Source organism: Allobranchiibius sp. GilTou38 (assembly GCF_017565325.1).
GTDB lineage: Bacteria > Actinomycetota > Actinomycetes > Actinomycetales > Dermatophilaceae > Allobranchiibius > Allobranchiibius huperziae.
On record NZ_JAGEKN010000001.1, the window covers coordinates 1 to 25,797 of the forward strand.

Here is a 25,797-nt window from a genome sequence, read left to right on the forward strand (position 1 = left end):
TCCTTTCTGTCTGTCTTCGGTTATCCACAACCCACGGGGATTCGGTGGCGCGTTTGGGGCTGAGCGGGCTGAAACGAGAGCGGGCGTAGGGGTGGGTGGCGCGTTTGGGGCTGAGCGGGCTGAAACGAGAGCGGGCGTAGGGGTGGGTGGCGCGTTTGGGGCTGAGCGGGCCGAAACAAGAGCGGGCGTAGGGACGGGGGGTAGGGGCGGCGTACCGGCATAAACGGTTCGCAGATGCTGTTGACGTCTGGGAACCTGAGGAGAACATGACTGCACACGACGACTTCTTCGACATCCGCGCCACGGCTCTCGCCAAGGACGACGGCGAACCCGTGGTGGAGCGCTACGACGCCGACGGCTTCGTGCTCGATCCCGGCACCGACGGCGACCAGTTCGAACGCGAGAACAGGGCTGCGCTACGCCGCGTCGAGGGCCTCTCGACCGAGCTCACCGATGTCACCGAGGTCGAGTACCGGCAGCTGCGGCTCGAGCGCGTCGTGCTGGCCGGTGTCTGGCACGACGGCACGATCCAGGATGCCGAGAACTCCCTGCGCGAGCTGTCCGCCCTCGCCGAGACCGCCGGTTCGACGGTGCTCGCGGGCGTCCTGCAGCGCCGCAGCAAGCCCGATGCGAGCACCTGGATGGGTGCCGGCAAGGCGAAGGAACTGCGCGACGTCGTGATCGCCGAAGGGGCCGACACCGTCGTCGCCGACGGCGAACTGGCACCCGGCCAGCGCCGCGGCCTGGAGGACGTCGTCAAGGTCAAGGTCATCGACCGCACCGCCCTGATCCTGGACATCTTCGCCCAGCACGCGAAGTCCAAGGAGGGCAAGGCGCAGGTCGAGCTGGCCCAGCTGCAGTACCTCCTCCCGCGGCTGCGCGGCTGGGGTGAGTCGATGTCCCGGCAGGCCGGCGGCCAGGCCGCCGCGGGTCAGGGCATGGGCTCGCGCGGACCCGGTGAGACCAAGATCGAGCTCGACCGGCGCCGCATCAACACCCGCATCGCCAAGCTCAAGCGCGAGCTGACCGGCATGAAGACCATGCGTGACACCAAGCGGTCCTCGCGGCGCAACCACCACGTGCCGTCCGTCGCCATCGCGGGCTACACCAACGCCGGCAAGTCCTCGATCCTCAACCGGCTCACCGGGGCCGGCGTGCTGGTGCAGAACCAGCTCTTCGCAACCCTGGACCCGACCGTACGACGCGCCGAGACCGCCGACGGGCGTCTCTACACGCTCGCCGACACGGTGGGTTTCGTGAGCAACCTGCCGCACCAGTTGATCGAGGCGTTCCGCTCGACGCTGGAGGAGGTCGGCGACTCCGACCTGCTGCTGCACGTGGTCGACGGGTCGCACCCCGACCCCGAGGGCCAGATCAGCGCCGTACGCGAGGTGCTGGCCGAGGTGGGCGCGCACGACGTCCGCGAGGTCATCGTCATCAACAAGGCCGACGTCGCCGATCCCGAGGTGATCGACCGGATCCGCCGCTCGGAGAAGCACAGCATCACCGTGTCCGCCCGGACCGGCGCCGGTTTCGCCGAGCTCAAGGCGCTCATCGACGACGAGCTGCCCCGTCCGGAGATCCGCGTCGACGTGGTGCTGCCCTACGACCGGGGCGATCTGCTGAGCCGGATCCACGACGAGGGTGAGGTGCTGGAGACCGAGCACCTGGCCGACGGCACGCACGTGCATGCGAAGGTGACGCCCGCCCTGGACGGCGAGCTCACCGCGTTCGCCCGCTGATCCACACCGTCTGACGTGGTCGGGCCCCCGCACCCGCGGGGGTCTGGCACAGTCGGACGGGTGAGCGCCGAACACGATCGCCTGGCCGCCTCGCACGACGACCTGGCGCCGTGGCGGCTCTGGGGTCCGTACGTCAGCGGCCGGCAGTGGGGCACCGTCCGCGAGGACTACTCCGCCGACGGGAACGCCTGGGACTACCTGCCGTTCGACGACGCCCACCGCCGCGCGTACCGATGGGGCGAGGACGGGCTGGCCGGTCTGTGTGACCGGTTCGGCTTCTTCAACCTGGGCCTCGCCCTGTGGAACGGCCAGGACGACCGCCTCAAGGAACGGCTCTTCGGCCTCACCAACGGCCAGGGCAACCACGGCGAGGACGTCAAGGAGATCTGGTGGCCCACCGACGCCACCCCCACCCACGCGTACGCCAGTTGGCTCTACCGCTATCCGCAGCGGGCCTTCCCGTACGCCGAACTGCTCCGTGAGGCGGCCGTGCGAGGTCGCGCCGACCCCGAGTTCGAGCTGACCGGCACCGGCATCCTGGCCGACGACCACTTCTTCGACGTCGAGGTCGTGCACGCGAAGGCCACCCCGACCGACATCGTCGTCCGGGTCACCGCCACCAATCGCGGCCCGCATCCCGCACCTCTCGATGTGGTCCTGCAGGGCTGGTTCCGCAACACCTGGGCGTGGGGTCGCGACGACCGCCGACCGACGATGCAGCGGGCTCAGCAGGCCCAGGGTTCGGGCGCGGCCGTGGAGTTCCACCACGCGTGGCTCGGCGACTACCGGATCGTGCCGGAGGGTAGCCCGCGAATTCTGTTCTGCGACAACGAGACGGACGACCTCGCGCTCTACGGCACACCCAGCGCCACCGACTGCCCCACGAGCGGCCTCGACCAGGCCGTCGTCCACGGCAACCTCGCCTGCACGCGCCCCGACCAGGGCACCAAGGTGGGCTTCTGGTGGCACCACGACGTTCTGGCGCCGGGTGCCTCCGTCACGGTCGGCCTGCGGCTGACCGCGGCCGCCACCGCGGAGCAACCCGCGCAGGAGGGGAGCGGTGCGGGGGCCGACCTGCGCGCCACGGCAGGGGTCGCGCACGCCCCGGTGGCAGCACCGGACGACACCCCGAGCGACCGCGTCGTCGAGGACCGCGCGCAGGAGGCCGATGCGTTCTACGCCGAGGTGCTCGCGGACGTCCACGAGGATGAGGACCGGCACATCGCGCGGCGCGCGTTCGCGGGTCTGCTGTGGGGACGACAGCTCTACCGCTACAGCATCGGCGAGTGGCTCGAGGGCGATCCCGCCCAGCCGGTGCCGCCGGCCGCTCGCCGTACCGGGCGCAACAGCAGGTGGACCCACCTCGACATCGCCGACGTCATCTCGATGCCGGACGAGTGGGAGTACCCGTGGTTCGCCTCGTGGGATCTGGCGTTCCACACACTGCCGCTGGCCGATATCGACCCGTGGTTCGCCAAGCAGCAGATCGAGCTCATGGTGCGCGAGTGGGTGCAACACCCGAACGGTCAACTCCCCGCGTACGAATGGGATTTCGGCGACGTCAACCCCCCGGTGCTCGCATGGGCGACGCGGATGGTGCACCGCATCGACGGTGGCACGGACACCGGTTTCCTGGTGCGCGTCTTCAGCAAGCTGTTGCTCAACTTCTCGTGGTGGGTCAACCGCAAGGACGCCGACGGCTCCTACCTCTTCGAGGGCGGCTTCCTCGGGATGGACAACATCGGGCTCTTCGACCGCTCGGCCCCGCTGCCCGGCGGGGTGCGACTGGAGCAGTCCGACGCCACGAGCTGGATGGCGTTCTACGCGCTGTCCATGCTGCAGATCGCCGTCGAACTCGCGCGCGACGCGCCGGGCTGGGACGACGTGGCGCGCACCTTCTTCGAGTACTTCCTGCGGCTCGCGGGGGCGATGGACGACTTCGGCTCCGCGGGCGTCTCGCTCTGGTCGGAGCAGGACGGCTTCTACTACGACACCCTCGTGCACCCGGACGGCACGAGTGAGCAGCTGCCCGTGCGGTCGCTCGTCGGTCTGCTGCCGCTCATCGCCGTGCACTCGGTGCATCCCGTGGTCCTGGATGAGATCGGTGAGCTCATCGACGAGGTCGAGTGGACCCAGCGCCGCGACACCGCGCTCGCGGATGCGCTGGTGCACCACCAGTCGCACGACGACGACCGGGTGACGATCGCCCTGGTGCCGGCGGAGCGTCGTACGGCGTTGTACCGCAGGCTCTTCGACGAATCGGAGTTCCTCTCACCCCACGGCGTCCGGTCCTTGTCCGCGGCGTACCGCGACGGGTTCGCGGTCGACGTGGACGGCGCGCGCACGTCGATCCGCTACGTGCCCGCGGAGTCCGACAGCGGACTGTTCGGCGGCAACTCCAACTGGCGCGGCCCGGTCTGGATGCCGGTGAACGTGCTGCTGCTCGATGCGCTGCGCAGCTACGCGGCGGCCGAACCGGACCTGCAGGTGGAGCACCCCACGAGCACCGGCGCGGGTACGACGCTCGGTGCCGTCGCCGACGACCTGCGCGAACGGCTCATCGGCCTCTTCCGGGCAGGACCCGGTGGTCGTCGTCCGGGCACCCCGCGGTGGTATCCGGACGGTCCGCTCTGGGACCGGCAGGTCACCTTCAGCGAGTACTTCGACGGCGACACCGGCGCCGGTCTGGGCGCGACCCATCAGACCGGGTGGACCGCCCTGGTCGCCCACCTCATCTGCCATCCGGGCGGGTTGCGCGACTGACACCGGCCTCGGCGCGTCCACAGGGGCGCGGCGGGGCCCTCCCGCACGTCATACCCTGGCCTGATGCCCGACGACTTGGACGCACTGCTCGCGGCGGCGGTCCAGGGGGTGGGAGGGACCCCCCGGGAGGGGCAGACCCGGATGGCGCACGCCGTGCAGGACGCGCTCCGCGACAAGTCACACCTGCTCGCGCAGGCCGGCACGGGCACCGGCAAGTCGCTGGCCTACCTGGTGCCGGCGATCGCGCACGCGGTGGAGAGCGGCAAACCCGCGATCATCGCCACCGCGACCCTGGCTCTGCAGGCGCAGATCGTCGACCGCGACCTGCCCCGGATCGCGGACGCGCTGGCACCGGTGATCGGCCGGCGCCCGACGTACGGCCTGGTCAAGGGCCGCCGCAACTACGTGTGCGTGAACAAGCTGCAGGGCGGCTACCCCGACGACGAGGACGAGGGGCTGCTCTCGGTCGGCGATGTGGATCAGCAGGCCGGGAGGCTCGGCCGCGAGGTGCTGCGGCTGCGGGAGTGGGCCGAGGAGACCGAGTCCGGCGACCGCGACGACCTGGTGCCCGGCGTCAGCGAACGCGCCTGGCGGCAGGTGTCGGTGTCCGCGCTGGAGTGCCTGGGCTCCAAGTGCCCGATGGTCGCCGAGTGCTTCGTGGAGCAGGCGCGGGCGCACGCCAAGGACTGCGACGTCGTCGTCACCAACCACAGCTTCATGGCGATCGACGCGTTCGAGGGGCGCCGGATGCTGCCCGAACACGACCTGCTGGTCATCGACGAGGGCCACGAACTGGTCGACCGGGTCACCTCGACCGTCACCGACGAGCTGTCCGGGGGTATGGCGTCGGCGGCCGCCCGGCGGTGCGGGCGCCTCGCCGACACGGCCGCGCTCACCGACGCCGGCGAGTTCGTCCAGGGGATCCTGGACCGACTGGCGCCCGGCCGGCTCACGGGTATCCCCGACGATCTGGCGCTGGGCCTCGGGCGGGTGCGCGACACCGCGCGCGAGGTGGCGAGCCAGCTCAAGCCCGAGCAGGGTGCGGCACCCGACGGTGGGCGCCAGATGGCCCAGGCCGCGGTCGACGAGCTGTTCGACACGGCCGCGCGGGTGCTGGAAGAGCGCGAGCTGGACGTCGCGTGGATCTCCGAGGACCTGCGGCGCGGGCACCTGCTGCGGGTGGCGCCGATGAGCGTCGCGATGGCGCTGCGGGAGGCGGTCTTCGGCGAGCGCACCGTCGTCCTCACCTCCGCGACCCTGGAGCTGGGCGGCAGCTTCGACGCGGTCGCCGGCACCCTCGGGCTGCGTGGTGCGGGAGGACCCTCCTGGACCGGCCTCGACGTGGGCTCACCGTTCGACTACCCGACGCAGGCGATCGCGTACGTCGCCTCGCAGCTGCCCCCGCCCGGCCGGGACGGTCCCGCCGACGCGGTCTTCGACGAGATCGAGACGCTGATCCGAGCCGCGGGCGGTCGCACCCTGGGTCTGTTCTCCTCGACCCGGGCCGCGAAGGCGGCCGCGGAGGCGATGCGCACCCGGCTCGGTGACGAGATCCCGGTGCTGTGCCAGGGCGATGACCAGATCGCAACCCTGGTGCGGCAGTTCGCGGCCGACGGGCCGACCTGCCTCTTCGGCACCATGAGCCTGTGGCAGGGCGTCGACGTCCCGGGCAGTGCCTGCCAGCTGGTGATCATCGACCGCATCCCCTTCCCGCGGCCGGACGACCCGCTGTCGTCCGCGCGCACGGAGGCCATCGCCCGGCGCGGCGGCAACGGGTTCATGGCCGTCTCCGCCACGCACGCCGCACTGCGCCTGGCCCAGGGTGCCGGTCGGCTCATCCGGCGGGCCGACGACCGCGGTGTCGTCGCCTTCCTGGACCCGCGGATGGTCACGGCCCGGTACGCCGGCTTCCTGCAGTCCACGCTGCCGCCGTTCTGGCCGACCAGCGACCGGGCACTGGTGCTCAACGCCCTCCGACGGCTCGACGAGACCGCGGGGCCGGTGATCGCCGTGGCCGCGCGGGGCGGCGCTGAGACAGCGTCTCCGGTCGCGGTGGTGCGCGATGACGACACCTCGGCGCACCCGGGACCGTCCGTCGCCGGACCGGTCGAACATCCCGCCCCGGACGACCTGGCCGCCTCGAACGAGCCGGCCGCCCCGGACCCGCAGCCCGCGTCCGCCGGGCACGAACCCGAGCCCGCCCCGCCGGCGCGTCCGAGCGGACAGCAGCAACAGCTCCTCGACCAATTGCGCGCGCAGGTCGCCCAGGTGGAGGAGCAGCCTCTCGCGCAGCCGTCGATCATGCCGCTCGGTGCGAAGCGGCCGAAGGCGCCGGACACCCCGCCGAGCGCACCTTCGGCCGTGCCGGACGGAGCGCAGGAGCCCGCCGACGTCACGGAGGCGCCGGAGCCCGGTGACGTCCCAGGCCCTTCGGAGCCGCGCGCGCTGCGCGTCGTCACTGACGGCGGTCAGCGGGTCTGGAGCGCCGAGGACGACGAGGAGCTGCGGGACGGCGCCGAGATGGGGTTGAACGTCACCGAGCTCGCCGAGCACCTGGACCTGCCGACCGAGGAGCTGCGCGCGCGGGCCGGTGTGCTCGGCGTACGTCTGGACGAGTGAGAGCACGGCGCCCGCAGGTGGGCGGTCTGACCCTGGCCGGCGCGCTGATGGTGCTGGTCGCCCTGTCGCTGGCCACGGTCTGCACGCGCCTCGGGGCGCGGCGCACCGGTGAGCTGCGAGTCAGCGTCTGGGCCACGCACCACGACCCGGGCTGGGGCCGGCAGGCCGGCCGGTGGATCGACAGTGGGTTCGGCACCGTCGGCGCGGTCGTGATGATCATGCTGGTGCTGCTCGTCCTTCTGGTCGGTGGTCGCCGCCGGGACGTCGTGGTGGAGGCGGCCCTCTTCTTCGCGGCCTGGGGCGCCTGTTCGCTGGTTAAGCACATCGCGGCGCGTCACCGGCCGCCGGCGCCGCCCGTACGCCGGACCGTCGCCCTGCAGGATCCGTACTCGATGCCGAGCGGGCACACGGCGATCGCGACCGGAATCGTCGCGGCGATCTGCTTCACCGTCTGGCTCGGTCGGGGCTCGCACCGGGTGGCGCTGGGGATCGGCATCCCGGTGGTGCTCGTGGTCGCCGCGAGCCGGGTGTTCGTCGGCGCGCACTACCTCGGTGATGTGACGGTTGCGATGCTGCTCGGCGCGGGCGTCTGCCTGCTCGTCCTCGCGCTCGGCCGCGGTCTCGGACGCATCACGCCGGACCTGCAGGGCTGCGAACCGCTGTACAGGCCGGCACGGCGCACCTGAGCATCGCGGGTGTCGGGCCCGCGTGGCAGGGTGTGCCCATGCCCGAGCCGCCTGCCCTCGTGCTCATCGCCGGTCCGGAGCGGGTCCTGTCCGATCGGGCGCTGGACAGCACGCTGGAGGTCTTCCGGGCACACGACCCGCAGATCGAGGTGGTGCGCCTCTACGCGGCCGACTATGCGCCGGGGTCGCTGATCGTGCACGCCAGCCCGAGTCTCTTCGGTGGGGCGACCGCGATCGTCCTGCACGACGCCGACGAGGCCTCCGACGACCTGCAGGCCGACCTGCTCACGGTCATCGAGCAGGCCGCCGGCGACGACCTGCGTCTGGTGGTCCTGCATAAGGGCGGCAACCGCGGCAAGCGGGTCCTCGACGCGTTGAAGGCGGTCGGCGCGCGCCGCATCGACGCCCCGGCGATCAAGACGGATCGGGAGAAGAGCGACTTCCTCACCCACGAGTTCCGCCGCGCCCGGCGCAAGGCGACTCCCGAGGCGGTCCGGGCCCTGCTCGACGCGGTAGGTCGCGACGTGGGGGAGCTGGCGTCCGCCGCGCTGCAGCTGATCGACGACACCGAGGGCCTCATCGACGTCGAGCAGGTGCAGGAGTACCACGGGGGCAAGGTCGACGCGACCGGCTTCCGGGTCGCCGACGCGGCCGTCGCGGGCCAGACGTCCGACGCCCTGCGGCTGCTGCGGCACGCCATCGCCTCCGGGCTCGACCCGGTGCCGATCGTCGCGGTCCTGGCGAGCCAACTGCGTCAGGTGGCCCGGGTGGCGACGGCGGGCGGGGGGTCGTCGGGTGCGCTCGCGGGCAAGCTCGGGATGGCGCCGTGGCAGATCGACCGAGCGCGTGCGGCGGCACGCGGGTGGGACGGCGACCGGCTCGGACGCGCGATCCAGGCGGTCGCAGCGGCCGACTTCGAGGTCAAGGGCGGTGGTCGCGACCCGGTCTACGCCGTCGAGCACGCGATCCTCACGATCACCCGGGAGCGCGGCGCGGGCTGAGGCCGACCGCCCGCCGACGATTTGGGTGGTTCCGTGCGGCGCTGGTAGATTTGGCGATCGCGTGCGCGCCCCGGTCGTGCGCGCATGCAGCAGCATCTCGTAGGACGATTCGCCCGGAGTGTCCCCACGCCCCAACCCGTCGTCGTACGTGCCCTCGACATCCCTGACATTTCGACCAAGGAAGTTCATTCGTGGCAAACATCAAGTCGCAGATCAAGCGGGTCAAGACGAACGCGATCCGTACGGAGCGCAACAAGGCGCACAAGTCCGAGGTGCGCACCTGGATCCGCAAGGTCCGCGAGGCCGCCGAGTCCGGTGACAAGGCCGGCGCCGAAGAGGCCCTGCGCACCGCGTCCAAGAAGCTGGACAAGGCTGTCACCAAGGGTGTCATCCACAAGAACCAGGCGGCCAACAAGAAGTCGAACCTGGCGAAGAAGGTCAACGCTCTCTGAGCGTCCCACTCTCCTGTGCAGCGCCGGTCAGCCCCGTTCGGGCGGCCGGCGCTTCGCGTTATCGGGCGGCAGGGCGTAGGACCGTTGCGGTAGTCTGCCTCGCATGTACGACAAGCACCTTCTTCGGCAGCCGCGGCCGATCTGAACCGGATCCGGACGCGGCGACCCCTTGCATGCGCAGGGGGTTTCTTCATGCACACGAGCGTCCCGCGCGGTGAACCCGGCGCCGCAGGCGAGGACCGACCGAAGGATGAGCAGGAGAAGCATGAGCGACACCGAACCGCAGCACCGCTACACCCCTGAGCTGGCCGGCGAGATCGAACGCCGCTGGCAGGAGCACTGGGAGGAGCACGGCACCTTCCACGCCGCGAACCCGAGCGGCCCGTGGGCGCATCAGGGCACCGACGGTGCTGACGGCGCGGACCACATCGGCGACCGGCCGAAGTTCATGGTGCAGGACATGTTCCCCTACCCCTCCGGCGCGGGCCTGCACGTCGGCCACCCGTTGGGGTTCATCGCGACCGACGTGATCGCGCGCTACCAGCGGATGCAGGGCCGCAACGTGCTCTACACGCTGGGTTACGACTCCTTCGGCCTGCCCGCCGAGCAGTACGCCGTTCAGACCGGGCAGCACCCTCGCAAGACGACCGAGGAGAACATCGAGACCTACATCGGTCAGCTGCGCCGCCTGGGTCTGTCGCACGACGACCGGCGCGCGGTGCAGACCATCGACCCGGCGTACTACAAGTGGACCCAGTGGATCTTCACCAGGATCTACAACAGCTGGTACGACGAGCGCGCGGGCAAGGCGCGACCCATCGCCGACCTGGTCGCGGGGTACGAAGCGGGCACCGTGGCAACGCCGTCCGGCGCCTCCTGGGACGACCTGACCGCGGCGGAGCGGGCCGCCGCGGTCGACGCGCGCCGCCTGGCCTACAAGTCGACGGCGCCGGTCAACTGGGCGCCCGGCCTGGGCACCGTCGTTGCCAACGAGGAGGTCACCAACGAGGGCCTGACCGAGCGCGGCGACTTCCCGGTCTTCCGGCGCAACCTGCCCCAGTGGATGATGCGCATCACGGCGTACGCCGACCGCCTGATCGACGACCTGGAGCGGGTGGACTGGCCGGAGTCGGTGAAGGCCATCCAGCGCAACTGGATCGGTCGCTCGCAGGGCGCCGCCGTCACCTTCCCGCTGGCCGGATCCGCTGGTGGGATCGAGGTCTTCACCACCCGCCCGGACACGATCTTCGGCGCCACCTACATGGTGCTGGCGCCCGAGCACACCCTGGTCGACACGATCACGCCGGACACCTGGCCGGAGGCGATCGATCCCCGGTGGACGGGTGACGCCAGCGACCCGCGGGCGGCGGTGGCGGCGTACCGAGCCGCGGCCAGCCGCAAGTCCGACCTGGAGCGGCAGGTCGACGACAAGGCCAAGACGGGGGTGTTCACCGGCGCGTACGCCACCAATCCCGTGACGGGGCAGCACGTCCCGGTCTTCATCGCCGACTACGTCTTGATGGGCTACGGCACCGGCGCGATCATGGCCGTCCCCGCGGAGGACCCGCGCGACTGGGACTTCGCCAAGAAGTTCGGGCTGCCCCACGTGCGCACCGTGCAACCCGCGGAGGGTCACAACGAGGACACCGCCTACACCGGCAGCGGACCGATGATCAACTCCGCGAACGACCGGATCTCGTTGAACGGCAAGGACGTCGACGACGCCAAGGCGACGATCATCGCGTTCCTGGAGGAGCACGGCAGCGGTCACGGCACCATCACCTACAAGCTGCGCGACTGGCTCTTCAGCCGGCAGCGTTACTGGGGCGAGCCGTTCCCGATCGTCTACGACGAGGACGGGGCTGCGCACGCGATCCCCGAGCACCTGCTGCCGGTGGAGCTGCCCGAGGTGGCGGACTACTCGCCCAAGACCTACGACCCGCAGGACGCCGACTCGATGCCGGAGTCGCCGCTGGGCCGGGCGACCGAGTGGGTGAACGTCGAACTCGACCTGGGCGACGGCCCCAAGACCTACACCCGCGAGACCGACACGATGCCCAACTGGGCCGGATCCTGTTGGTATGAGATCCGGTACACCGATCCCGCCAACACCGAGCGCTTCGCTGACCGAGAGTGCGAGGAGTACTGGATGGGGCCCGGCCGCGGTGACGGCGAAGGGGTCGCGAACGACCCGGGCGGTGTGGACCTGTACGTCGGCGGCGTGGAGCACGCGGTGCTGCACCTGCTGTACGCCCGCTTCTGGCACAAGGTGCTCTTCGACCTGGGCGAGATCAGCTCGAGCGAGCCGTTCCGCAAGCTGTTCAACCAGGGCTACATCCAGGCGTTCGCCTTCCGCGACGCCCGTGGCCAGGTGGTCCCGGCGAACGAGGTGGTCGAGGTGGGCGAAGGCGCCGCTACGACCTACACGTGGGACGGCGAGCCCGTCACCCGCGAGTACGGGAAGATGGGCAAGTCGCTGAAGAACGTCGTCACACCCGACGAGATGTGCGCGCAGTACGGCGCCGACACCTTCCGCGTGTACGAGATGTCGATGGGTCCGTTGGACATGTCGCGGCCATGGGAGACCCGGGCGGTCGTCGGCTCGCAACGCTTCCTACAACGCCTGTGGCGCAACGTGATCGACGAGGAGACCGGTGCTGTGCGGGTCGTCGGCGACGCGCCCGACGCCGATCTGGACCGGTTGCTGCACCTGACCATCGACAGCGTACGGCGCGACTTCGAGCACCTGCACTTCCACACGGCCGTCGCGAAGCTGATCGAGCTGAACAACGTGCTGACCCGCACCGGCGTGTCGCCGCGCGCGGTGGTGGAACCCCTGGTGCAGATGACCGCGCCGCTCGCGCCGCACCTCGCCGAGGAGCTGTGGCGCGCGCTCGGTCACGACGAGACGATCAGTTTCGTGGCGTTCCCGCAGGCCGACCCGGCCAAGCTCGTCCAGGAGACGGTGACCTGCGTGGTGCAGGTCATGGGCAAGGTGCGCGACCGCATCGAGGTGCCGCCGAGCATCGACGCCGACGAGCTGGAACAGCTGGCGCGTGACAACGCCAAGGTCCGAGAAAGCCTGGGCGACAAGCAGATCCGCAAGATCGTCGTCCGCGCGCCCAAGCTGGTCAACATCGTGGCCGGCTGAGGTGAACGCGTGAACGTCGCCGTCGTGACGGACTCCACGGCGTACCTGCCGGGGGATCTGGCGGCCCGTCACCACGTGCGCGTGGTGCCGTTGCACGTGGTCATCGGCGGCACGTCGTACGAAGAGGGCCGCGACATCTCCTCGGCCGACGTGGCGGAGGCGCTGCGGGCGTTCCGTCCGGTGTCGACGTCGCGTCCCTCGCCGGGAGCGTTCCTGGAGGTGTACGAGGAACTCGCGCACGCCGGGGCCCGGCACATCGTCTCGGTGCACATCTCGGGTGCGATGTCGGCCACGGGCTCCTCGGCGGAGATCGCCGCCGAGGAGTCACCGGTGCCCGTCACCGTCGTCGACAGCCGCTCCATCGGGATGGCGATGGGGTACGCCGTCCTCGCGGCCGCGGAGGTCGCGGCGGGCGGCGCCGCGCCGGAGATCGTCGCCCAGGTGGCGCGCGACCACGCGGCCGCGGCATCGGTCGGCTTCTACGTCGACACCCTGGAGTACCTGCGCCGCGGCGGTCGGATCGGCAAGGCCGCCGCGCTCTTCGGCTCCGCACTCGCCATCAAGCCGCTGCTGACGATGACCGATGGTCAGATCGAGCCGCTGGAGCGGGTGCGCACCACCGGCAAGGCCCTCGCGCGGATGCGGGAGCGGGCCGTGGAGGCGGCCGCCGCGATGGACGGACCCGACGGCGTCGACATCGCCGTGCACCACCTGGACTCCCGCGAGCGCGCCGAGCAGCTCGTGGAATCCCTGGCCGAGGCCGTGCCGCAAGCACGGCGGGTGCTGCTCGTGGAGCTCGGCGCCGTGGTCGGCGCACATGTCGGCCCCGGCACCCTGGCGACCGCTGTCAGTCCCCGCCTGGGAGCGCGTTCGGCGATCCTCGGCGCATCCGCCTGACCGCTTCTCCTCCACATCCCCGCCGCGCGGGCGCGGTTGTCCACAACCGCGGGTCCGCTGGCGGACGGGCATGCGGCCAGATCCCTAGCGTGCCCGTATGCCACGTGTTCGTGCCGAACAGGCCGCCCCCGATCGCCTGGCCGCGGTCCTGGACGAGCTTGATGCCGTACGACGCCCGGTCGGCTGGGTGCCGACGCAGGAGTCACTGCTCGACAGTCGTCGTCCGGCGATCCAGCCCGCGGCGGCGGGAGAGACCAGGGGTTCCGCCCGGTTGGCGCGACGAGGCGGTGGAGGACGTCACGCCGGGACGAGCGGAGACGTCCGCCCGCACGCTCCGCTGTTACGGACGCCTGCCGCCCTCCGGGACGCGCAGGTGGCGCCGAGCAGGCTGGCGGTGCTCGGGGTAATGATCGTGGTGCTCGTCGCGGGGCTGGTCCTCGGTGGACGTGTGCTGCTCGCTCGCGCGTCGGCGACGTCGACGCCCGTCGCCGCGGGGAGCGGCCCGCGGTCGGCCGCCACGACCACCGCCGGGGTGAGCCGGTTCGGCAGCAGCTCCACCGCCCCGAGCGCAGTGCCCACGACCTCGGCCGCGACCACCGTCGTCGTGCAGGTAATCGGCCAGGTGCGCCACCCCGGCGTGGTCACGCTGCGTGCCGGCGCACGGGTGCAGGACGCGGTTGCCGCCGCTGGCGGCGCATTGCCGTCCGCGGACCTGACCGCCGTGAACCTCGCCCGGGTGGTCACCGACGGAGAGCAGATCCAGGTGCCGAAGCCTGGCCAGACGATGACGCCGGCGCCGGGCGCCGTGGGCGGTGGCAGCGGCGAGGGCTCGGCGCCCGTGACGGCGGCGGGCGGCGCCTCCTCCGACGCCTCGGCCGGGGGAGTGATCGACCTCAACACCGCGGACGTCACGGGCCTGGACGCACTGCCGGGGGTGGGACCGGTGCTCGCCCAGCGGATCGTCGACTGGCGCACCCAGAACGGCCGGTTCACCAGCGTCGACGAGCTGGGGGAGGTGAGTGGCATCGGCGACAAGGTGCTCGCGCGGCTACGACCGCACGTGACGGTATGAGCGCGGATCGCCTATCCGGCGACCTGGCGAAAGGAGACGGCGAGCCGGTGGGGCGCCCGCCGTTGGACCTGCGGATGCTGGTGCCGGCACTCATGGCCTGGGCGTGCACCGTGGTGGCCCTCCCGCAACCCGTGAACGTGGTCCTCGGCGTCGCGATCGGATGCCTCGTCCTCGGCGTGCTGTGCCTCCTCGTCGGGCCCGGGCACCGCTCCTCGGGGTGGCGGGCGGGCATCGCCCTGGGCTGGCTCTGCACCGCGCTGCTGCTCGGCGCATTGGCAGCCCACCAGAGCGCCCGCACCGCGGGCCCTGTCGAGACGCTGGCAGCTCAGCGGGCGATCGTGCGGGTGACCGCCGTCGTCGAATCCGACCCACGTCTCGTCGTGACGAATCCGGCGCGACCGACGGTCATCTACCGCGCCTCGGTGCATGCGGTCGTCGGGCGGGGCGCCCGCAGCACCCCCGATACCCCCGTGCTGGTCTTCGCCAGGCCCACGTGGCGGGCACCGGCCTGGCACGACCGCATCGAGTTCATGGGGCGGCTGCAACCGGCGGATGCCGGTGACGACGTCGCGGCCCTACTCGACGCCCGATCGCCCCCGCGCGTGGTCGGCAGGCCCGGTCCGCTGACCCGGTGGGTGGAGTCGTTGCGGTCCGACACCCGCGCCGCGACCGCATCGCTGCCCGCCGATCCGCGCGGCCTGGTCCCGGCCCTGGTCACGGGCGATACCGCGCGGATGTCCACGCGGTTGAACGACGACATGCGCGCCACCGGGCTCACCCACCTGTCCGCGGTGTCGGGATCCAACGTCACGTTCGTCCTCGTCGGCGCGGGCTGGCTGGCGGGCTGGTGCCGGGTCCCGCGCCGGTGGCGTACGCCGCTCGCGTTGCTCGTCCTCGGCTGGTTCGTGCTGCTGTGCCGACCCGAGCCGAGCGTGCTACGGGCCGCGGTGATGGGTGTCGTCGGTCTGCTCGGGGTGTCGATGTCACGCCGCCGGGTCGGTTCGTCCGCGTTGGCGGCGGCGATCGTCGTACTCCTGGCCTGGGATCCGTGGCTGGCCCGCTCGTACGGGTTCGCCCTCTCTGCCCTGGCCACCCTGGGTCTGCTGGTCTTCGCCCGGCCGTGGAGTGACGCGATGGCGGCGCGACTGCCCCTCAGGTTGCGACCGGTCGCCGACGCGATCGCGATCCCGCTGGCGGCGCAAGCGGCGTGCGCCCCCGTGATCGTGCTGCTGCAGTCGTCGGTGAGTCTGGTCGGGGTGCCCGCCAATCTGCTCGCTGCGGTCTTCGTCGAGCCGGCCACCCTGGCCGGCGTCGTCACCGTGCTGGCGAGCCCGCTCGGTCCGGCAGTCGCCGCAGTCCCGGCCTGGTGCGCGGCCGTCCCGGCCTGGGGTATCGCCTGGGTGGCCCACGTCGGCGCCCGGGTGCCGGGCGGCGTCCTGCCGTGGCCGAGCGGGCTGGGCGGTGCGCTCCTGCTCGGCGCGCTCACCGTGCTCGCGATCTGGGGCGGCGTCGGGTTATGGCGGCGTGCTCGTACCCATCCGGCGCTGGCCGCCGGCTGCGCGCTGGCGTTGACGGCCGCGGCGTGGCCGCTGCCGCATCTCGGCTGGCCGCCGCAGGGGTGGGTGTGGATCTCCTGCGACGTCGGGCAGGGCGACGGCGGGGTGCTCGCCACGACACCGGGGCACGGCGTCGTCGTCGACACCGGGCCCGACCCGCAGCACATCGACGTCTGCCTGCAGCGCGCCGGCGTCACCCGTATCGACGCGATCGTGCTCACTCACTTCCACCTCGACCACGTCGGCGGTCTGACCGGTGCTCTGCGGGGGCGATCCGTCGGGGAGATCTTCGTGACGCCGGTGGTCGCGACGAGCGCGCCCGGTACCCGGGAGGCGGCCAGCAACGCCCCGCTGGTGCACCGGCTCGCCGCCGCGAGACACATTCCGGTGCGCACCCTGGTCACGGGAGACACCGTGAACTGGCCCGGGGTGTACGCCGTCGTGCTGTGGCCGAGCCGCGAGATCGACGCCGGCTCGATCCAGAACAACGCGAGCATCACCCTCGACGTGCGTACCCACGGCCTGCGGATCCTTTTGACCGGTGACATCGAGCGTGAGGCGGGCGCTGCCGTGTACGGCGAGCTGAGTCATCAGCCGACGGGGCCGCCCTTCGACGTGCTCAAGGTGGCCCACCACGGCTCGGCCAACCAGTCCGCAGACCTGGTGCGCTTCGTGCACGCACCGATCTCGATCATCAGCGTCGGTGCTCACAACGACTACGGACTGCCGACGCCCTCGACGCTGTCGTTGTTGAAGAGCCTGCCCGGAGCGACCTACCGCACCGACCGCGGAGGGGACGTGGTCGTGGCTGTGCGCGACGGGCGGGTCACCGTCGACAGGCCCTGACGGGCGGGTGGGGGAGTCTCAGGCGACCGGTGCCGCCGACCGCACCGAGGTGGACGCCGCGCACAGCGCCTCCAGGGTCGCGGCGACGGCGGGCACGCGCGTGAGGTCGGGGGTGGTGACGGCGTAGACGGTCCGGCGGGGGGTCGGCTTGATCGGCAGGATCGTCACGCCGTCGTTGTGCGCCGAGTGCAGGATCAGGTCGGGCACGAGGGCGACCCCCAGGCCCGCGGCGACGAAACCGAGCACCGCCACGTAGTCCTCGGTCTCGAACGAGACCGACGGGCTGAATCCGGCGCGCTCGGCCAGGGAGAGCAGGTGTCCGCGGCATCGCGGGCATCCCGCGATCCACTGCTCGTCGACCATGTCGGTCATCCGCACCGACGCGGCGCCGGCGAGCCGGTGATCCGACGGCACCACCAGGCGCACCTCGTCGTCGAGTAGCTTGCGGGACTGGAACGCCTCGATGTCGTCCTCGCCGCGGGCCAGCGGCGCACCGTCGTAGGCGAACGCGACGGCGATGTCGCACTCGCCGGCCCGCAGTGCGGCCAGCGACTCGGGGGGCTCGGCCTCAGTGAAGGTCACCTCGACGTCGGGGTAGGCCTTTCGCACCATCGCGAGCGCGTGCGGGACGAGTGTCGAGGAGGAGGAGGGGAAGGCCATCAGACGGACGCGGCCGGCGCGCAACCCGGCGATCGCGGCGACCTCTGATTCGGCGGCCTCGAGGGCGCTGAGCACGGGGCCCGCGTGACGGGCCAGCACCGCGCCGGCTTCGGTCAGCCGCACGCTGCGGCCCAGGCGCTCCACCAGGACGGTGCCGATCCGGTCCTCCAGACGGCGCACCATCTGGGAGATGGCCGGCTGGGAGTAGCCCAAAGAGGTGGCCGCAGCGGTGAAGCTGCCCTCGTCGGCGATGGCCCGGATGACCCGTAGGCCCGCAGCGTCGATCATGCGCCGATCATATAATGGAAGGTTATCCATCGGAACCCATCTTCGTGCTTTCGTTCTGCACCAGCCCTGCGTCGCAGTGGCCACCCGCGCACCCACGGGGCCACGGGGCCGGTGCGACACTGATGACGTGCTCGAGTCCGCGGTCTCCCCGGTGCCCGAGGGAGTGCGCCCGGATCAGTGGGACGGACTGGCGAGCTACCTGGCGGATGGCGGGCTGGTCGCCCTGACCGGAGCCGGCCTGTCCACCGAATCGGGTCTGCCGAGTTACCGTGACGCCCGCGGCGTACGTCGGGTGCAGCCGATGACAGTGTCCGAGCTACGCGCCAGTCATGAAGCGCGGCAGCGGTATTGGGCACGTTCCTACGTCGGGTGGCCACGCTTTGCGGCTGCCCGACCGAATGACGGCCACCGCGCGGTCGCCAGGCTGCTCGCCGCCGGCACCCTGACGAGCGTCATCACCCAGAACGTCGATGGGCTACATCAGGCGGCCGGCGCGAGCGAGGTGCTCGAGCTGCACGGCAACCTGGAGCGGGTGGTCTGCATGGCCTGCTCGAGCACGCATCGCCGCGATGACATGGACGACTGGTTGCGCGACGCCAACCCCGGATTCGACCGCGCGATCGGAGGCGCGGTCCGGCCCGACGGCGACGTCGCGCTGCCCGAGGCGATCGTGCGCGCGTTCGTCACGGCCGACTGTCCGGTGTGCGGTTCGGACCTGCTGAAACCGGACGTCGTGATGTTCGGCGAATCAGTGCCGAAACCGTTGGTGGAGCAGTGCTTCGGCCTCGTCGAGGAGGCGTCGGCGCTGCTGGTCCTGGGGTCGTCGCTCGCGGTGATGTCCGGTTACCGGTTCGTGCGCCGCGCCGCCCGCATCGGCGTGCCCGTGATCGTGATCAACGACGGATGGACCCGCGGGGACGGCGAGACCGACCTGAAGATCGAGGCGCCGCTGGGCAGCACCCTGACGGCGCTGGCGGACCGACTGGGAGCGCCGGCCGTGGGCGCACCGGGCGCCCAGCGCGCCTGAGGAGCGCCGGGCGCCCGGGGTCGCTCAGACCCTGCGCAGCACCGCCGTGACCTTGCCCAGCACCACGGCGTCGTCGCCGTCGATCGGGTCGTACGCCGTGTTGTGCGGCATCAGCCAGACCTTGCCCCCGGTGCGCTTGAAGGTCTTGACGGTCGCCTCGTTGTCGAGCATCGCCGCGACGATGTCGCCGTTGGTCGCGGTCGGTTGCTGACGCACCACGACCCAGTCGCCGTCGCAGATCGCGGCGTCGATCATCGAGTCTCCGACGACCTTCAGCAGGAAGAGGTCGCCCTCGCCGACGATCTGCTTGGGCAGCGGGAAGACGTCCTCGACGACCTCGTCGGCCAGGATCGGACCGCCCGCGGCGATCCGTCCGACGACCGGGACGTACGACGCACTGGGTCGCCGGTCGCCGATGCCGGTCTCGTCCTCGACGCTCAGGTCACCGTCCGGCGCGTTGGTGACGCTGGACCCGCCCCGGTAGCCGCGCTGGTCCTTGTCCTGGTCCGGTGAGATGACCTCGATGGCGCGCGGCCGGTTAGGGTCGCGGCGCAGGTAGCCCTTGCGCTCGAGCATCGACAGCTGGTGAGCGACGGAGCTGGGGCTGGTCAGGCCGACGGCCTCGCCGATCTCCCGCAGGCTCGGCGGGTAACCGCGCCGGTCCACGGAGTTGCGGATGACCTCCAGCACGCGCCGCTGTCGGGTGGTCAAACCGTCGTCGTCGCGCTCGGGCATCTGGTGCACCTTGGCCATGGTCTTCGTCCGTCCCTCTCCGAGTGGATCGTGCTGTCACCGCCCGCCCCAGGTGTCCGTGCGGCTGCGCCCCCGGGGCCGATGAGTCGCCGTATTCGGCGTCGTTCCGCGGATTCACAGCTGATGAGCAGGGGCTGTCGGTGGTCGGTGTTTCAGTTCTGCAGGTGAGCACGAGATTACGAGAGTCGGACACACTTTCCAAACATCTGTTCGGGGCGTGTCTGGATTTTCTCGAACGCGCGTGCTAGACATCAGACAGATGATCGATCGCACACACGTACGATCGACGAGTTATCGGAGGATCTCATGAGTGCCGTCACCGCTGTTCCCAGCTGGGTCACTCCCGCCACCCCTGCCCTGCCGGGTCGTCCCGGCGCATCGCGACGTACGGCGCCCGCGTCCATCCGTCGCGGCCACCTGCGCGCGGTCCCTGATCTGCCCGTGCTCGTGGATGCACCTGCGCCGACGATGCACATCACTCGTCGCGGTCGCCTGCTGATCACGCTGTGCGCTCTCCTCCTATGTCTCGTCGGGGGAGTGGCGGGAGCCCGTGCCGCAGTGGGCGGCGGGTCCGCGCAGCGCTACGACACCGTGGTCGTCCAGTCGGGCCAGACCCTGTCCTCGGTCGCCCACCACGCCTACCCCCAGCTGCCGATCGGCAATGCGGTGCAGCGGGTGCAGGCCGCCAATCGACTGAACACCCTGCAGGTGTTCGCCGGCGAGCAACTGCGCCTGCCTCGCTGAGTCCGGCCGCGCGCCTTCTGGCGCCCCGTAGCAGGGCCGACACCGCCTCCGTCTCGCCCTCGGCGGCCCTCTGACCAGCACGAACGACCCCGCGCAAACCGGGCAGTCTCTAAAGGTTGCATCACCCCCTCCACCGGAATACGATCCCTACATCTAGTAGTTACATCGATGTAAGTCGTCCACATGTAGTCCCCAGGTCGACCCGGGTTATCCCAAGGCACAGCGCGGATATCCCCCGGTTGTCCACGAGTTACCCACAGGTGGGCGGCTCGTTCGGCGGGGCTACGGCGTGGACGGCGAGAGATCGGTGTGAGCCGATCGTCGAGGGTGAGGGAGACCGCATGCACTGCCCGTTCTGCCGGCACGAGGACAGTCGCGTCGTCGACTCCCGCTCGAGCGAGGACGGCACCTGCATCAAACGGCGCCGCCAGTGCCCCAGCTGCGGCAAGCGCTTCTCCACCATGGAGACCACGAGCCTGACCGTCGTGAAGCGGTCCGGCGCCAGCGAGCCGTTCAGCCGCCAGAAGGTGCTCGTCGGGGTGCGCAAGGCGTGCCAGGGCCGCCCGGTCTCCGAGGACGACCTGGCGCTGCTGTCCCAGCAGGTGGAGGAGACCATCCGGATGCAGGGACTGGCCGAGATCGACGCCCACGACGTCGGTCTGGCGATCCTCGGCCCGTTGCGTGCCCTCGACGAGGTCGCCTACCTGCGATTCGCCTCCGTCTACCAGGCCTTCGACGACCTGGGCGACTTCGAGGCGGCGATCGCGCTGCTTCGCGCCGAGCGTCAGGTGCTCGGCCCCTCGTACGCCGCCGACGACCCCGTTGTCAGTGGTGGCGGGGAGGATCACTGATACCCGGTCATCCCATGCGCCGGGTGCTGCAGCAGTAACCCGTGCGCGTACCGCAAGGCCCCACAGCATCACCAGCACCACCCGCATCAGCAGCCCAGCTCACCACGTCACACGGAGGAACAGCATGACCGAGACCACCGGCGCCCGCGCCGACGCCGCCCGCGCAGACCGTGGGGTGCACATCGAGCGCATCTTCACCACGCCCGGCGTCCACCCGTACGACGAGGTGACCTGGGAGCAGCGCGACGTCGTGCAGCAGAACTGGAAGACCGGCGCGACGATCTTCGAGCAGCGCGGTGTCCTCTTCCCGGACTTCTGGTCTCTCAACGCCTCCACCATCGTGACGACCAAGTACTTCCGCGGGGCGCTCGGCACCGCGGTGCGTGAGACCAGCCTCAAGCAGCTGATCGACCGTGTCGTCCTGACCTACGTCAAGGGCGGGCGCGACAGCGGCTACTTCGCGAGCGACGAGGACGCGGAGATCTTCGAGCACGAACTGACCTGGGCGCTGCTGCACCAGGTGTTCAGCTTCAACTCCCCGGTGTGGTTCAACGTGGGCACCAAGAGCCCGCAGCAGGTCTCGGCGTGCTTCATCCTGTCGGTCGACGACTCGATGGACTCGATCCTCAACTGGTACAAGGAGGAGGGGTTCATCTTCAAGGGCGGTTCGGGCGCCGGCCTCAACCTCTCGCGGATCCGCTCCTCCAAGGAGTTGCTGTCCAGCGGCGGCACCGCCAGCGGTCCGGTCTCCTTCATGCGCGGCGCCGACGCGTCCGCGGGCACCATCAAGTCCGGTGGGGCCACCCGCCGTGCGGCCAAGATGGTCGTGCTCGACGTGGACCACCCCGACATCGAGGAGTTCATCGAGACCAAGGCGCGCGAGGAGGACAAGATCCGCGCGCTGCGCGACGCCGGCTTCGACATGGACCTCGGCGGCCGTGACATCACCTCGGTGCAGTACCAGAACGCCAACAACTCGGTGCGGGTGAGCGACAAGTTCATGCGCGCGGTCGAGGCCGGCACGGAGTTCGGGCTGACCGCCCGCGGCACCGGTGAGGTCATCGAGTCCGTCGACGCCCGTGAGCTGTTCGCCAAGCTCAACAAGGCGGCGTGGGAGTGCGCCGACCCCGGCATCCAGTACGACGACACGATCAACGACTGGCACACCACCCCCGAGAGCGGCCGGATCACCGCGTCCAACCCGTGCTCGGAGTACATGTCGCTGGACAACTCCTCGTGCAACCTGGCGTCGCTCAACCTGTTGAAGTTCCTGCGGGACGACGACACCTTCGACACCGCGACGTTCCAGAAGGTCGTCGAGCTGGTCATCACCGCGATGGACATCTCGATCTGCTTCGCCGACTTCCCGACCGAGGCCATCGGCGAGACCACGCGCAACTACCGCCAGCTCGGCATCGGCTACGCCAACCTCGGTGCGCTGCTGATGGCGACCGGCCACGGCTACGAGTCCGAGGGCGGCCGCAGCCTGGCCGGCGCGATCACCTCCCTGCTGACCGGCGCGGCGTACAAGCGCTCGGCCGAGTTGGCCGAGGTCGTCGGTCCGTACGCGGGCTACGCCCGCAACGCGGACGCGCACCAGAAGGTGATGCGCAAGCACCGCAGCGCCAACGACGAGCTGCGTCCGCTGGACACGATGGACGGTGAGATCCACCGCTACGCCAGCAAGGCCTGGAAGCAGGTCGTCGAGCTCGGCGCGGCTCACGGCTACCGCAACGCGCAGGCCTCGGTGCTCGCGCCGACCGGCACGATCGGCTTCATGATGGACTGCGACACCACCGGCATCGAGCCGGACTTCTCGCTGGTCAAGTTCAAGAAGCTGGTCGGTGGCGGATCGATGCAGATCGTCAACCAGACGATCCCGCGCGCGCTGAAGAAGCTGGGCTACCAGCAGGAGCAGATCGAGGCGATCGTCGAGCACATCGCCGACAAGGGCCACGTCATCAACGCGCCGGGTCTGAAGCCGGAGCACTACGAGGTCTTCGACTGCGCGATGGGCGAGCGGGCGATCAGCGCTCTCGGTCACGTGCGGATGATGGCGGCCTGCCAGCCGTTCCTCTCCGGCGCGATCTCCAAGACGGTCAACCTGCCGGAGACGGCGACCGTCGAGGACATCGCCGAGGTGCACCTCGAGGGCTGGAAGCTTGGCCTGAAGGCGCTGGCGGTCTACCGCGACAACTGCAAGGTCGGCCAGCCGCTGTCCGACGGCGGTTCGACCGCCAAGGACAAGGCTGCCGCTGCCGAAGAGGCCAGGGTCGAGAAGGTCATCGAGTACCGCCCGGTGCGCAAGCGCATGCCGAAGCGTCGTACCTCGCAGACCACCTCGTTCGCCGTCGGTGGTGCGGAGGGTTACCTCACCGCGGGCACCTACGACGACGGTCAGCTGGGCGAGCTCTTCCTGAAGTTCGGCAAGCAGGGCTCGACCCTCGCCGGCATGATGGACGCCTTCTCGATCGCCGTGTCCATCGGCCTGCAGTACGGCGTGCCGCTGGAGACCTTCGTGGAGAAGTTCACCAACCTGCGTTTCGAGCCCGCCGGTCTGACCGACGACCCGGACGTGCGGATGGCGCAGTCGATCATGGACTACGTCTTCCGTCGGTTGGCGCTGGACTACACCGACTTCGAGACCCGGTCGTTCATGGGCATCCACACCGCCGAGGAGCGCACCCGTCAGCTCGAGACCGGTTCGTACGCTGAGGCGACCGAGGCCGAGGGCGATGAGGACCTCGCCGGGGAGCTGGAGTCCTACTCGCAGTCCGCGGCACCGTCCGCCAAGCGACCGGAGCAGTCGACGTCGACGGTGGCCGCCGAGGACATCACTTCCGGCGCCGGTGCAGCCGACGTGCGCGAGGTCTCCTCGGAGATCCACTCCTCAGCGGAGCTGATGGAGAAGTTCCAGGGCAAGTCCGCGGACGCGCCGATCTGCATGACCTGTGGCACGAAGATGCGCCCGGCCGGTAGCTGCTACGTCTGCGAGGGCTGCGGAAGCACCTCCGGCTGCAGCTGACGCCGCCGCTGATTCGACCATGCACGCCGGGGCAGATGTGCCCCGGCGTGCATGGTCGAATCGTCAATAGAGGCGGGTGGTGGAGGTCAGCACCCGCAGCGGCTCGGCAGGGCCGGCGACGACGGTGGTGCCCGGGAGGTCGGTCCACGCGCCGCCGTCGACGGAATACTGCCCGCCGTAGGTGGTGCGGACCGACGTGCTGAACGAGCCGGGCGCGTCGTAGGCGTGTGTGATGTCACCTGAGGGGTAGGTCCCACCCATGGACCGGGTGGCACCGCTGGTCGAGCCGTCGCCGAAGACGAATGTGTTGGACTTCAGGGTCGGTTTGATACGTACGGCGTGACCGACGAGGGTGACAGTTCGGACCTCGCCCGGTGCGTACCCGGCGACCGGCCAGTTCGCCTGGAAGTAGGTCGGCAGCGTTACCAGCGTGCGGTTGTTCACCGGCTGGATCGAGAGCTGTGGTCTGGCGAACGGCGTCACCGACCAGGCGTGCTCGATCATGGCGAGGGTGAGCTGAGGTTTGTGCTTTCCAGGGAGGACGTCCGGATAGCACGTGGTTCCCGGCGACTCCCACGGCCCGTAGACGTTGTCGCCGGTGTCGACGCGCCGGTAGATGAACACCCACGGACCCGGGACATGCTCCACCTTCTGGCAGTAGCTCAGGGCGTTGGGGCAGATGAACTCCTGATGCTCGGGGCCGTTGCCCGCGCACCTCAACACGGTGCTGTATTGGTATGCCGTTCCGGGCTTGTAGGTCTTACTTCCCACCGTGCCGCCGGTCGTCGTCTTCGGCGGAAGGTGAGCTGTCTCCGATTTGCTCAGCCCGACGTACGATCCTCCTCCGCTCACCTGACAAACGAGGAAGCCGCACTTCCCCTCTGGCGGCAAATCGTGACCCGCGAGGGTTATGTATGTGACCAGGACAAGCGAAGAGTGGATAACTGCCCTGATCATCAAGACTGTGACCCCGCCTGCTCAACTTTGATCTCCGAGACGCGCCAGAGTCCAGACCACGGCGCGAGGAATACAACAAACTGGACGCCCGATGCAGGGGGGTAACCGCCGCGGATCCGGCCAGCCGAATCCGTCTCTACAACCTTCAGAACGTCGCCAGATATTTGCACCAGCGAATGATCCGAGGACTGAAAAGCGGCGTCTCTGATCTTGAAACTGTCTCCTGTGTAATGGGTCTTTCCCTTCACGAGCAGCGAGACGGTCATGGAGTAGTTGGCGCAGCTCTTGCAGGTGGGGAGGGCGAGGGGCTCTAGGACGCCCACCTTCGGGTGCTTCCCGGTCTCGTTGATCTGCTGCACGTAGTACTTGGCGAAGGCGATGCGGCCCGCGTCCGTATGGGCGCGGGCGGCCGTGGGAACTCCGGCCGGGCCGCCATACGCAGAGGTTGAGCTGCTCGATGCGGGTGAACTAGTCGTGGTGCTGCTCGTCGACGTCGGACTGCTGGTCGTCGAGGACGTGGTCGACGGCGTGGTGCTCGACCCTCCGGAGCACGCGCTCACGCTTGCCGCTCCGGCGACTGCGAGCAGCACGGCGACGGACCGGCCACGGGTGCGCGGCATGAGGACCCTCCCTGACCGGTGGCGCACCGGCCTCCTGATGGACCTGGATCGTCCACGGTGACCCAGCATGCGTGATCCAGCCGGCTC

At 70.3% G+C, this 25,797-nt stretch carries 19 protein-coding genes; 15 read left to right on the top strand and 4 right to left on the bottom strand.

The genetic code is table 11. The features are described from left to right. Positions 1-266 precede the first annotated feature (266 nt). The 10 genes from hflX to JOB34_RS00050 all read left to right on the top strand — a co-directional run bounded on the left by hflX (position 267) and on the right by JOB34_RS00050 (position 16,785). Positions 267-1,742, top strand: a complete 1,476-nt coding sequence (hflX, locus tag JOB34_RS00005) for a GTPase HflX (protein WP_208050811.1) — start codon at positions 267-269, stop codon at positions 1,740-1,742. Between the two features lie 60 nt (positions 1,743-1,802). Continuing rightward, positions 1,803-4,505, top strand: coding sequence for a glucosidase (locus JOB34_RS00010; RefSeq protein WP_208050812.1), 2,703 nt, complete (start codon positions 1,803-1,805; stop codon positions 4,503-4,505). A gap of 63 nt (positions 4,506-4,568) precedes the next feature. After that, positions 4,569-7,124, top strand: a complete 2,556-nt coding sequence (locus JOB34_RS00015) for an ATP-dependent DNA helicase (protein ID WP_208050813.1) — start codon at positions 4,569-4,571, stop codon at positions 7,122-7,124. After that, positions 7,121-7,810: a phosphatase PAP2 family protein gene (locus JOB34_RS00020; protein WP_208050814.1), complete on the top strand. Its 690-nt coding sequence runs from the start codon at positions 7,121-7,123 to the stop codon at positions 7,808-7,810. The genes JOB34_RS00015 and JOB34_RS00020 overlap by 4 nt, the downstream gene beginning before the upstream one ends. Positions 7,811-7,848: 38 nt before the next feature. Then, positions 7,849-8,811, top strand: a complete 963-nt coding sequence (gene holA / locus JOB34_RS00025; RefSeq protein WP_208050815.1) for a DNA polymerase III subunit delta — start codon at positions 7,849-7,851, stop codon at positions 8,809-8,811. A 191-nt stretch (positions 8,812-9,002) separates the two neighbouring features. Continuing rightward, entirely contained in the window at positions 9,003-9,263 is a 261-nt protein-coding gene (gene rpsT / locus JOB34_RS00030; protein WP_179481656.1) for a 30S ribosomal protein S20, read from the top strand. Between the two features lie 265 nt (positions 9,264-9,528). After that, on the top strand, positions 9,529-12,414 hold the full coding sequence (gene leuS / locus JOB34_RS00035) for a leucine--tRNA ligase (RefSeq protein ID WP_208050816.1): 2,886 nt from the start codon (positions 9,529-9,531) through the stop codon (positions 12,412-12,414). A gap of 9 nt (positions 12,415-12,423) precedes the next feature. Next, positions 12,424-13,311, top strand: coding sequence for a DegV family protein (locus JOB34_RS00040; RefSeq protein ID WP_208050817.1), 888 nt, complete (start codon positions 12,424-12,426; stop codon positions 13,309-13,311). A 97-nt stretch (positions 13,312-13,408) separates the two neighbouring features. Further along, on the top strand, positions 13,409-14,383 hold the full coding sequence (locus tag JOB34_RS00045) for a ComEA family DNA-binding protein (RefSeq protein ID WP_243757419.1): 975 nt from the start codon (positions 13,409-13,411) through the stop codon (positions 14,381-14,383). Beyond that, on the top strand, positions 14,380-16,785 hold the full coding sequence (locus JOB34_RS00050; protein ID WP_208050818.1) for a ComEC/Rec2 family competence protein: 2,406 nt from the start codon (positions 14,380-14,382) through the stop codon (positions 16,783-16,785). The genes JOB34_RS00045 and JOB34_RS00050 overlap by 4 nt, the downstream gene beginning before the upstream one ends. 18 nt (positions 16,786-16,803) lie before the next feature. Here the strand turns inward: JOB34_RS00050 and JOB34_RS00055 are convergent, their stop codons facing one another. Then, positions 16,804-17,733, bottom strand: a complete 930-nt coding sequence (locus tag JOB34_RS00055; protein WP_208050819.1) for a LysR family transcriptional regulator — start codon at positions 17,731-17,733, stop codon at positions 16,804-16,806. 127 nt (positions 17,734-17,860) lie between these two features. On the opposite strand from JOB34_RS00055, the gene JOB34_RS00060 reads away from it, so the two are divergent. Beyond that, the gene (locus JOB34_RS00060; RefSeq protein ID WP_347813665.1) at positions 17,861-18,760 is read left to right on the top strand and encodes an NAD-dependent protein deacetylase; all 900 of its coding nucleotides are present in this window, start codon (positions 17,861-17,863) and stop codon (positions 18,758-18,760) included. A 24-nt stretch (positions 18,761-18,784) separates the two neighbouring features. Here the strand turns inward: JOB34_RS00060 and lexA are convergent, their stop codons facing one another. Continuing rightward, positions 18,785-19,513: a transcriptional repressor LexA gene (gene lexA, locus JOB34_RS00065; protein ID WP_179481642.1), complete on the bottom strand. Its 729-nt coding sequence runs from the start codon at positions 19,511-19,513 to the stop codon at positions 18,785-18,787. 306 nt (positions 19,514-19,819) lie between these two features. Between lexA and JOB34_RS00070 the strand changes: the two genes are divergently transcribed. The 3 genes from JOB34_RS00070 (at position 19,820) to JOB34_RS00080 (ending at position 24,133) form a co-directional block, all read left to right on the top strand. Next, the gene (locus JOB34_RS00070; RefSeq protein ID WP_208050821.1) at positions 19,820-20,257 is read left to right on the top strand and encodes a hypothetical protein; all 438 of its coding nucleotides are present in this window, start codon (positions 19,820-19,822) and stop codon (positions 20,255-20,257) included. A 341-nt stretch (positions 20,258-20,598) separates the two neighbouring features. Beyond that, positions 20,599-21,108 carry a transcriptional regulator NrdR gene (nrdR, locus tag JOB34_RS00075; RefSeq protein ID WP_208050822.1) on the top strand — a complete coding sequence of 170 codons (510 nt, stop codon included), beginning with the start codon at positions 20,599-20,601 and terminating at the stop codon, positions 21,106-21,108. A 124-nt stretch (positions 21,109-21,232) separates the two neighbouring features. After that, positions 21,233-24,133: a vitamin B12-dependent ribonucleotide reductase gene (locus tag JOB34_RS00080; RefSeq protein WP_208050823.1), complete on the top strand. Its 2,901-nt coding sequence runs from the start codon at positions 21,233-21,235 to the stop codon at positions 24,131-24,133. A gap of 63 nt (positions 24,134-24,196) precedes the next feature. On the opposite strand, the gene JOB34_RS00085 is transcribed toward JOB34_RS00080, so the two are convergent. Both JOB34_RS00085 and JOB34_RS00090 read right to left on the bottom strand, forming a co-directional pair. Continuing rightward, positions 24,197-24,904: a hypothetical protein gene (locus JOB34_RS00085; RefSeq protein WP_208050824.1), complete on the bottom strand. Its 708-nt coding sequence runs from the start codon at positions 24,902-24,904 to the stop codon at positions 24,197-24,199. A 185-nt stretch (positions 24,905-25,089) separates the two neighbouring features. After that, the gene (locus tag JOB34_RS00090; protein WP_208050825.1) at positions 25,090-25,449 is read right to left on the bottom strand and encodes a hypothetical protein; all 360 of its coding nucleotides are present in this window, start codon (positions 25,447-25,449) and stop codon (positions 25,090-25,092) included. Between the two features lie 115 nt (positions 25,450-25,564). Here JOB34_RS00090 and JOB34_RS00095 point away from each other — a divergent pair, with 115 nt between their 5' ends. After that, complete coding sequence (locus JOB34_RS00095) at positions 25,565-25,771, top strand: hypothetical protein (RefSeq protein ID WP_208050826.1); 207 nt, start codon at positions 25,565-25,567, stop codon at positions 25,769-25,771. Positions 25,772-25,797 lie beyond the last annotated feature (26 nt).

Bases quoted from the DNA above. Each gene is read 5' to 3' on its own strand.
- hflX (WP_208050811.1), top strand. From the start codon at position 267: ATGACTGCACACGACGACTTCTTCGACATCCGCGCCACGGCTCTCGCC.
- JOB34_RS00015 (WP_208050813.1), top strand. From the start codon at position 4,569: ATGCCCGACGACTTGGACGCACTGCTCGCGGCGGCGGTCCAGGGGGTG.
- holA (WP_208050815.1), top strand. From the start codon at position 7,849: ATGCCCGAGCCGCCTGCCCTCGTGCTCATCGCCGGTCCGGAGCGGGTC.
- leuS (WP_208050816.1), top strand. From the start codon at position 9,529: ATGAGCGACACCGAACCGCAGCACCGCTACACCCCTGAGCTGGCCGGC.
- JOB34_RS00045 (WP_243757419.1), top strand. From the start codon at position 13,409: ATGCCACGTGTTCGTGCCGAACAGGCCGCCCCCGATCGCCTGGCCGCG.
- JOB34_RS00050 (WP_208050818.1), top strand. From the start codon at position 14,380: ATGAGCGCGGATCGCCTATCCGGCGACCTGGCGAAAGGAGACGGCGAG.
- JOB34_RS00055 (WP_208050819.1), bottom strand. From the start codon at position 17,733: ATGATCGACGCTGCGGGCCTACGGGTCATCCGGGCCATCGCCGACGAG.
- lexA (WP_179481642.1), bottom strand. From the start codon at position 19,513: ATGGCCAAGGTGCACCAGATGCCCGAGCGCGACGACGACGGTTTGACC.
- JOB34_RS00070 (WP_208050821.1), top strand. From the start codon at position 19,820: ATGAGTGCCGTCACCGCTGTTCCCAGCTGGGTCACTCCCGCCACCCCT.
- nrdR (WP_208050822.1), top strand. From the start codon at position 20,599: ATGCACTGCCCGTTCTGCCGGCACGAGGACAGTCGCGTCGTCGACTCC.
- JOB34_RS00080 (WP_208050823.1), top strand. From the start codon at position 21,233: ATGACCGAGACCACCGGCGCCCGCGCCGACGCCGCCCGCGCAGACCGT.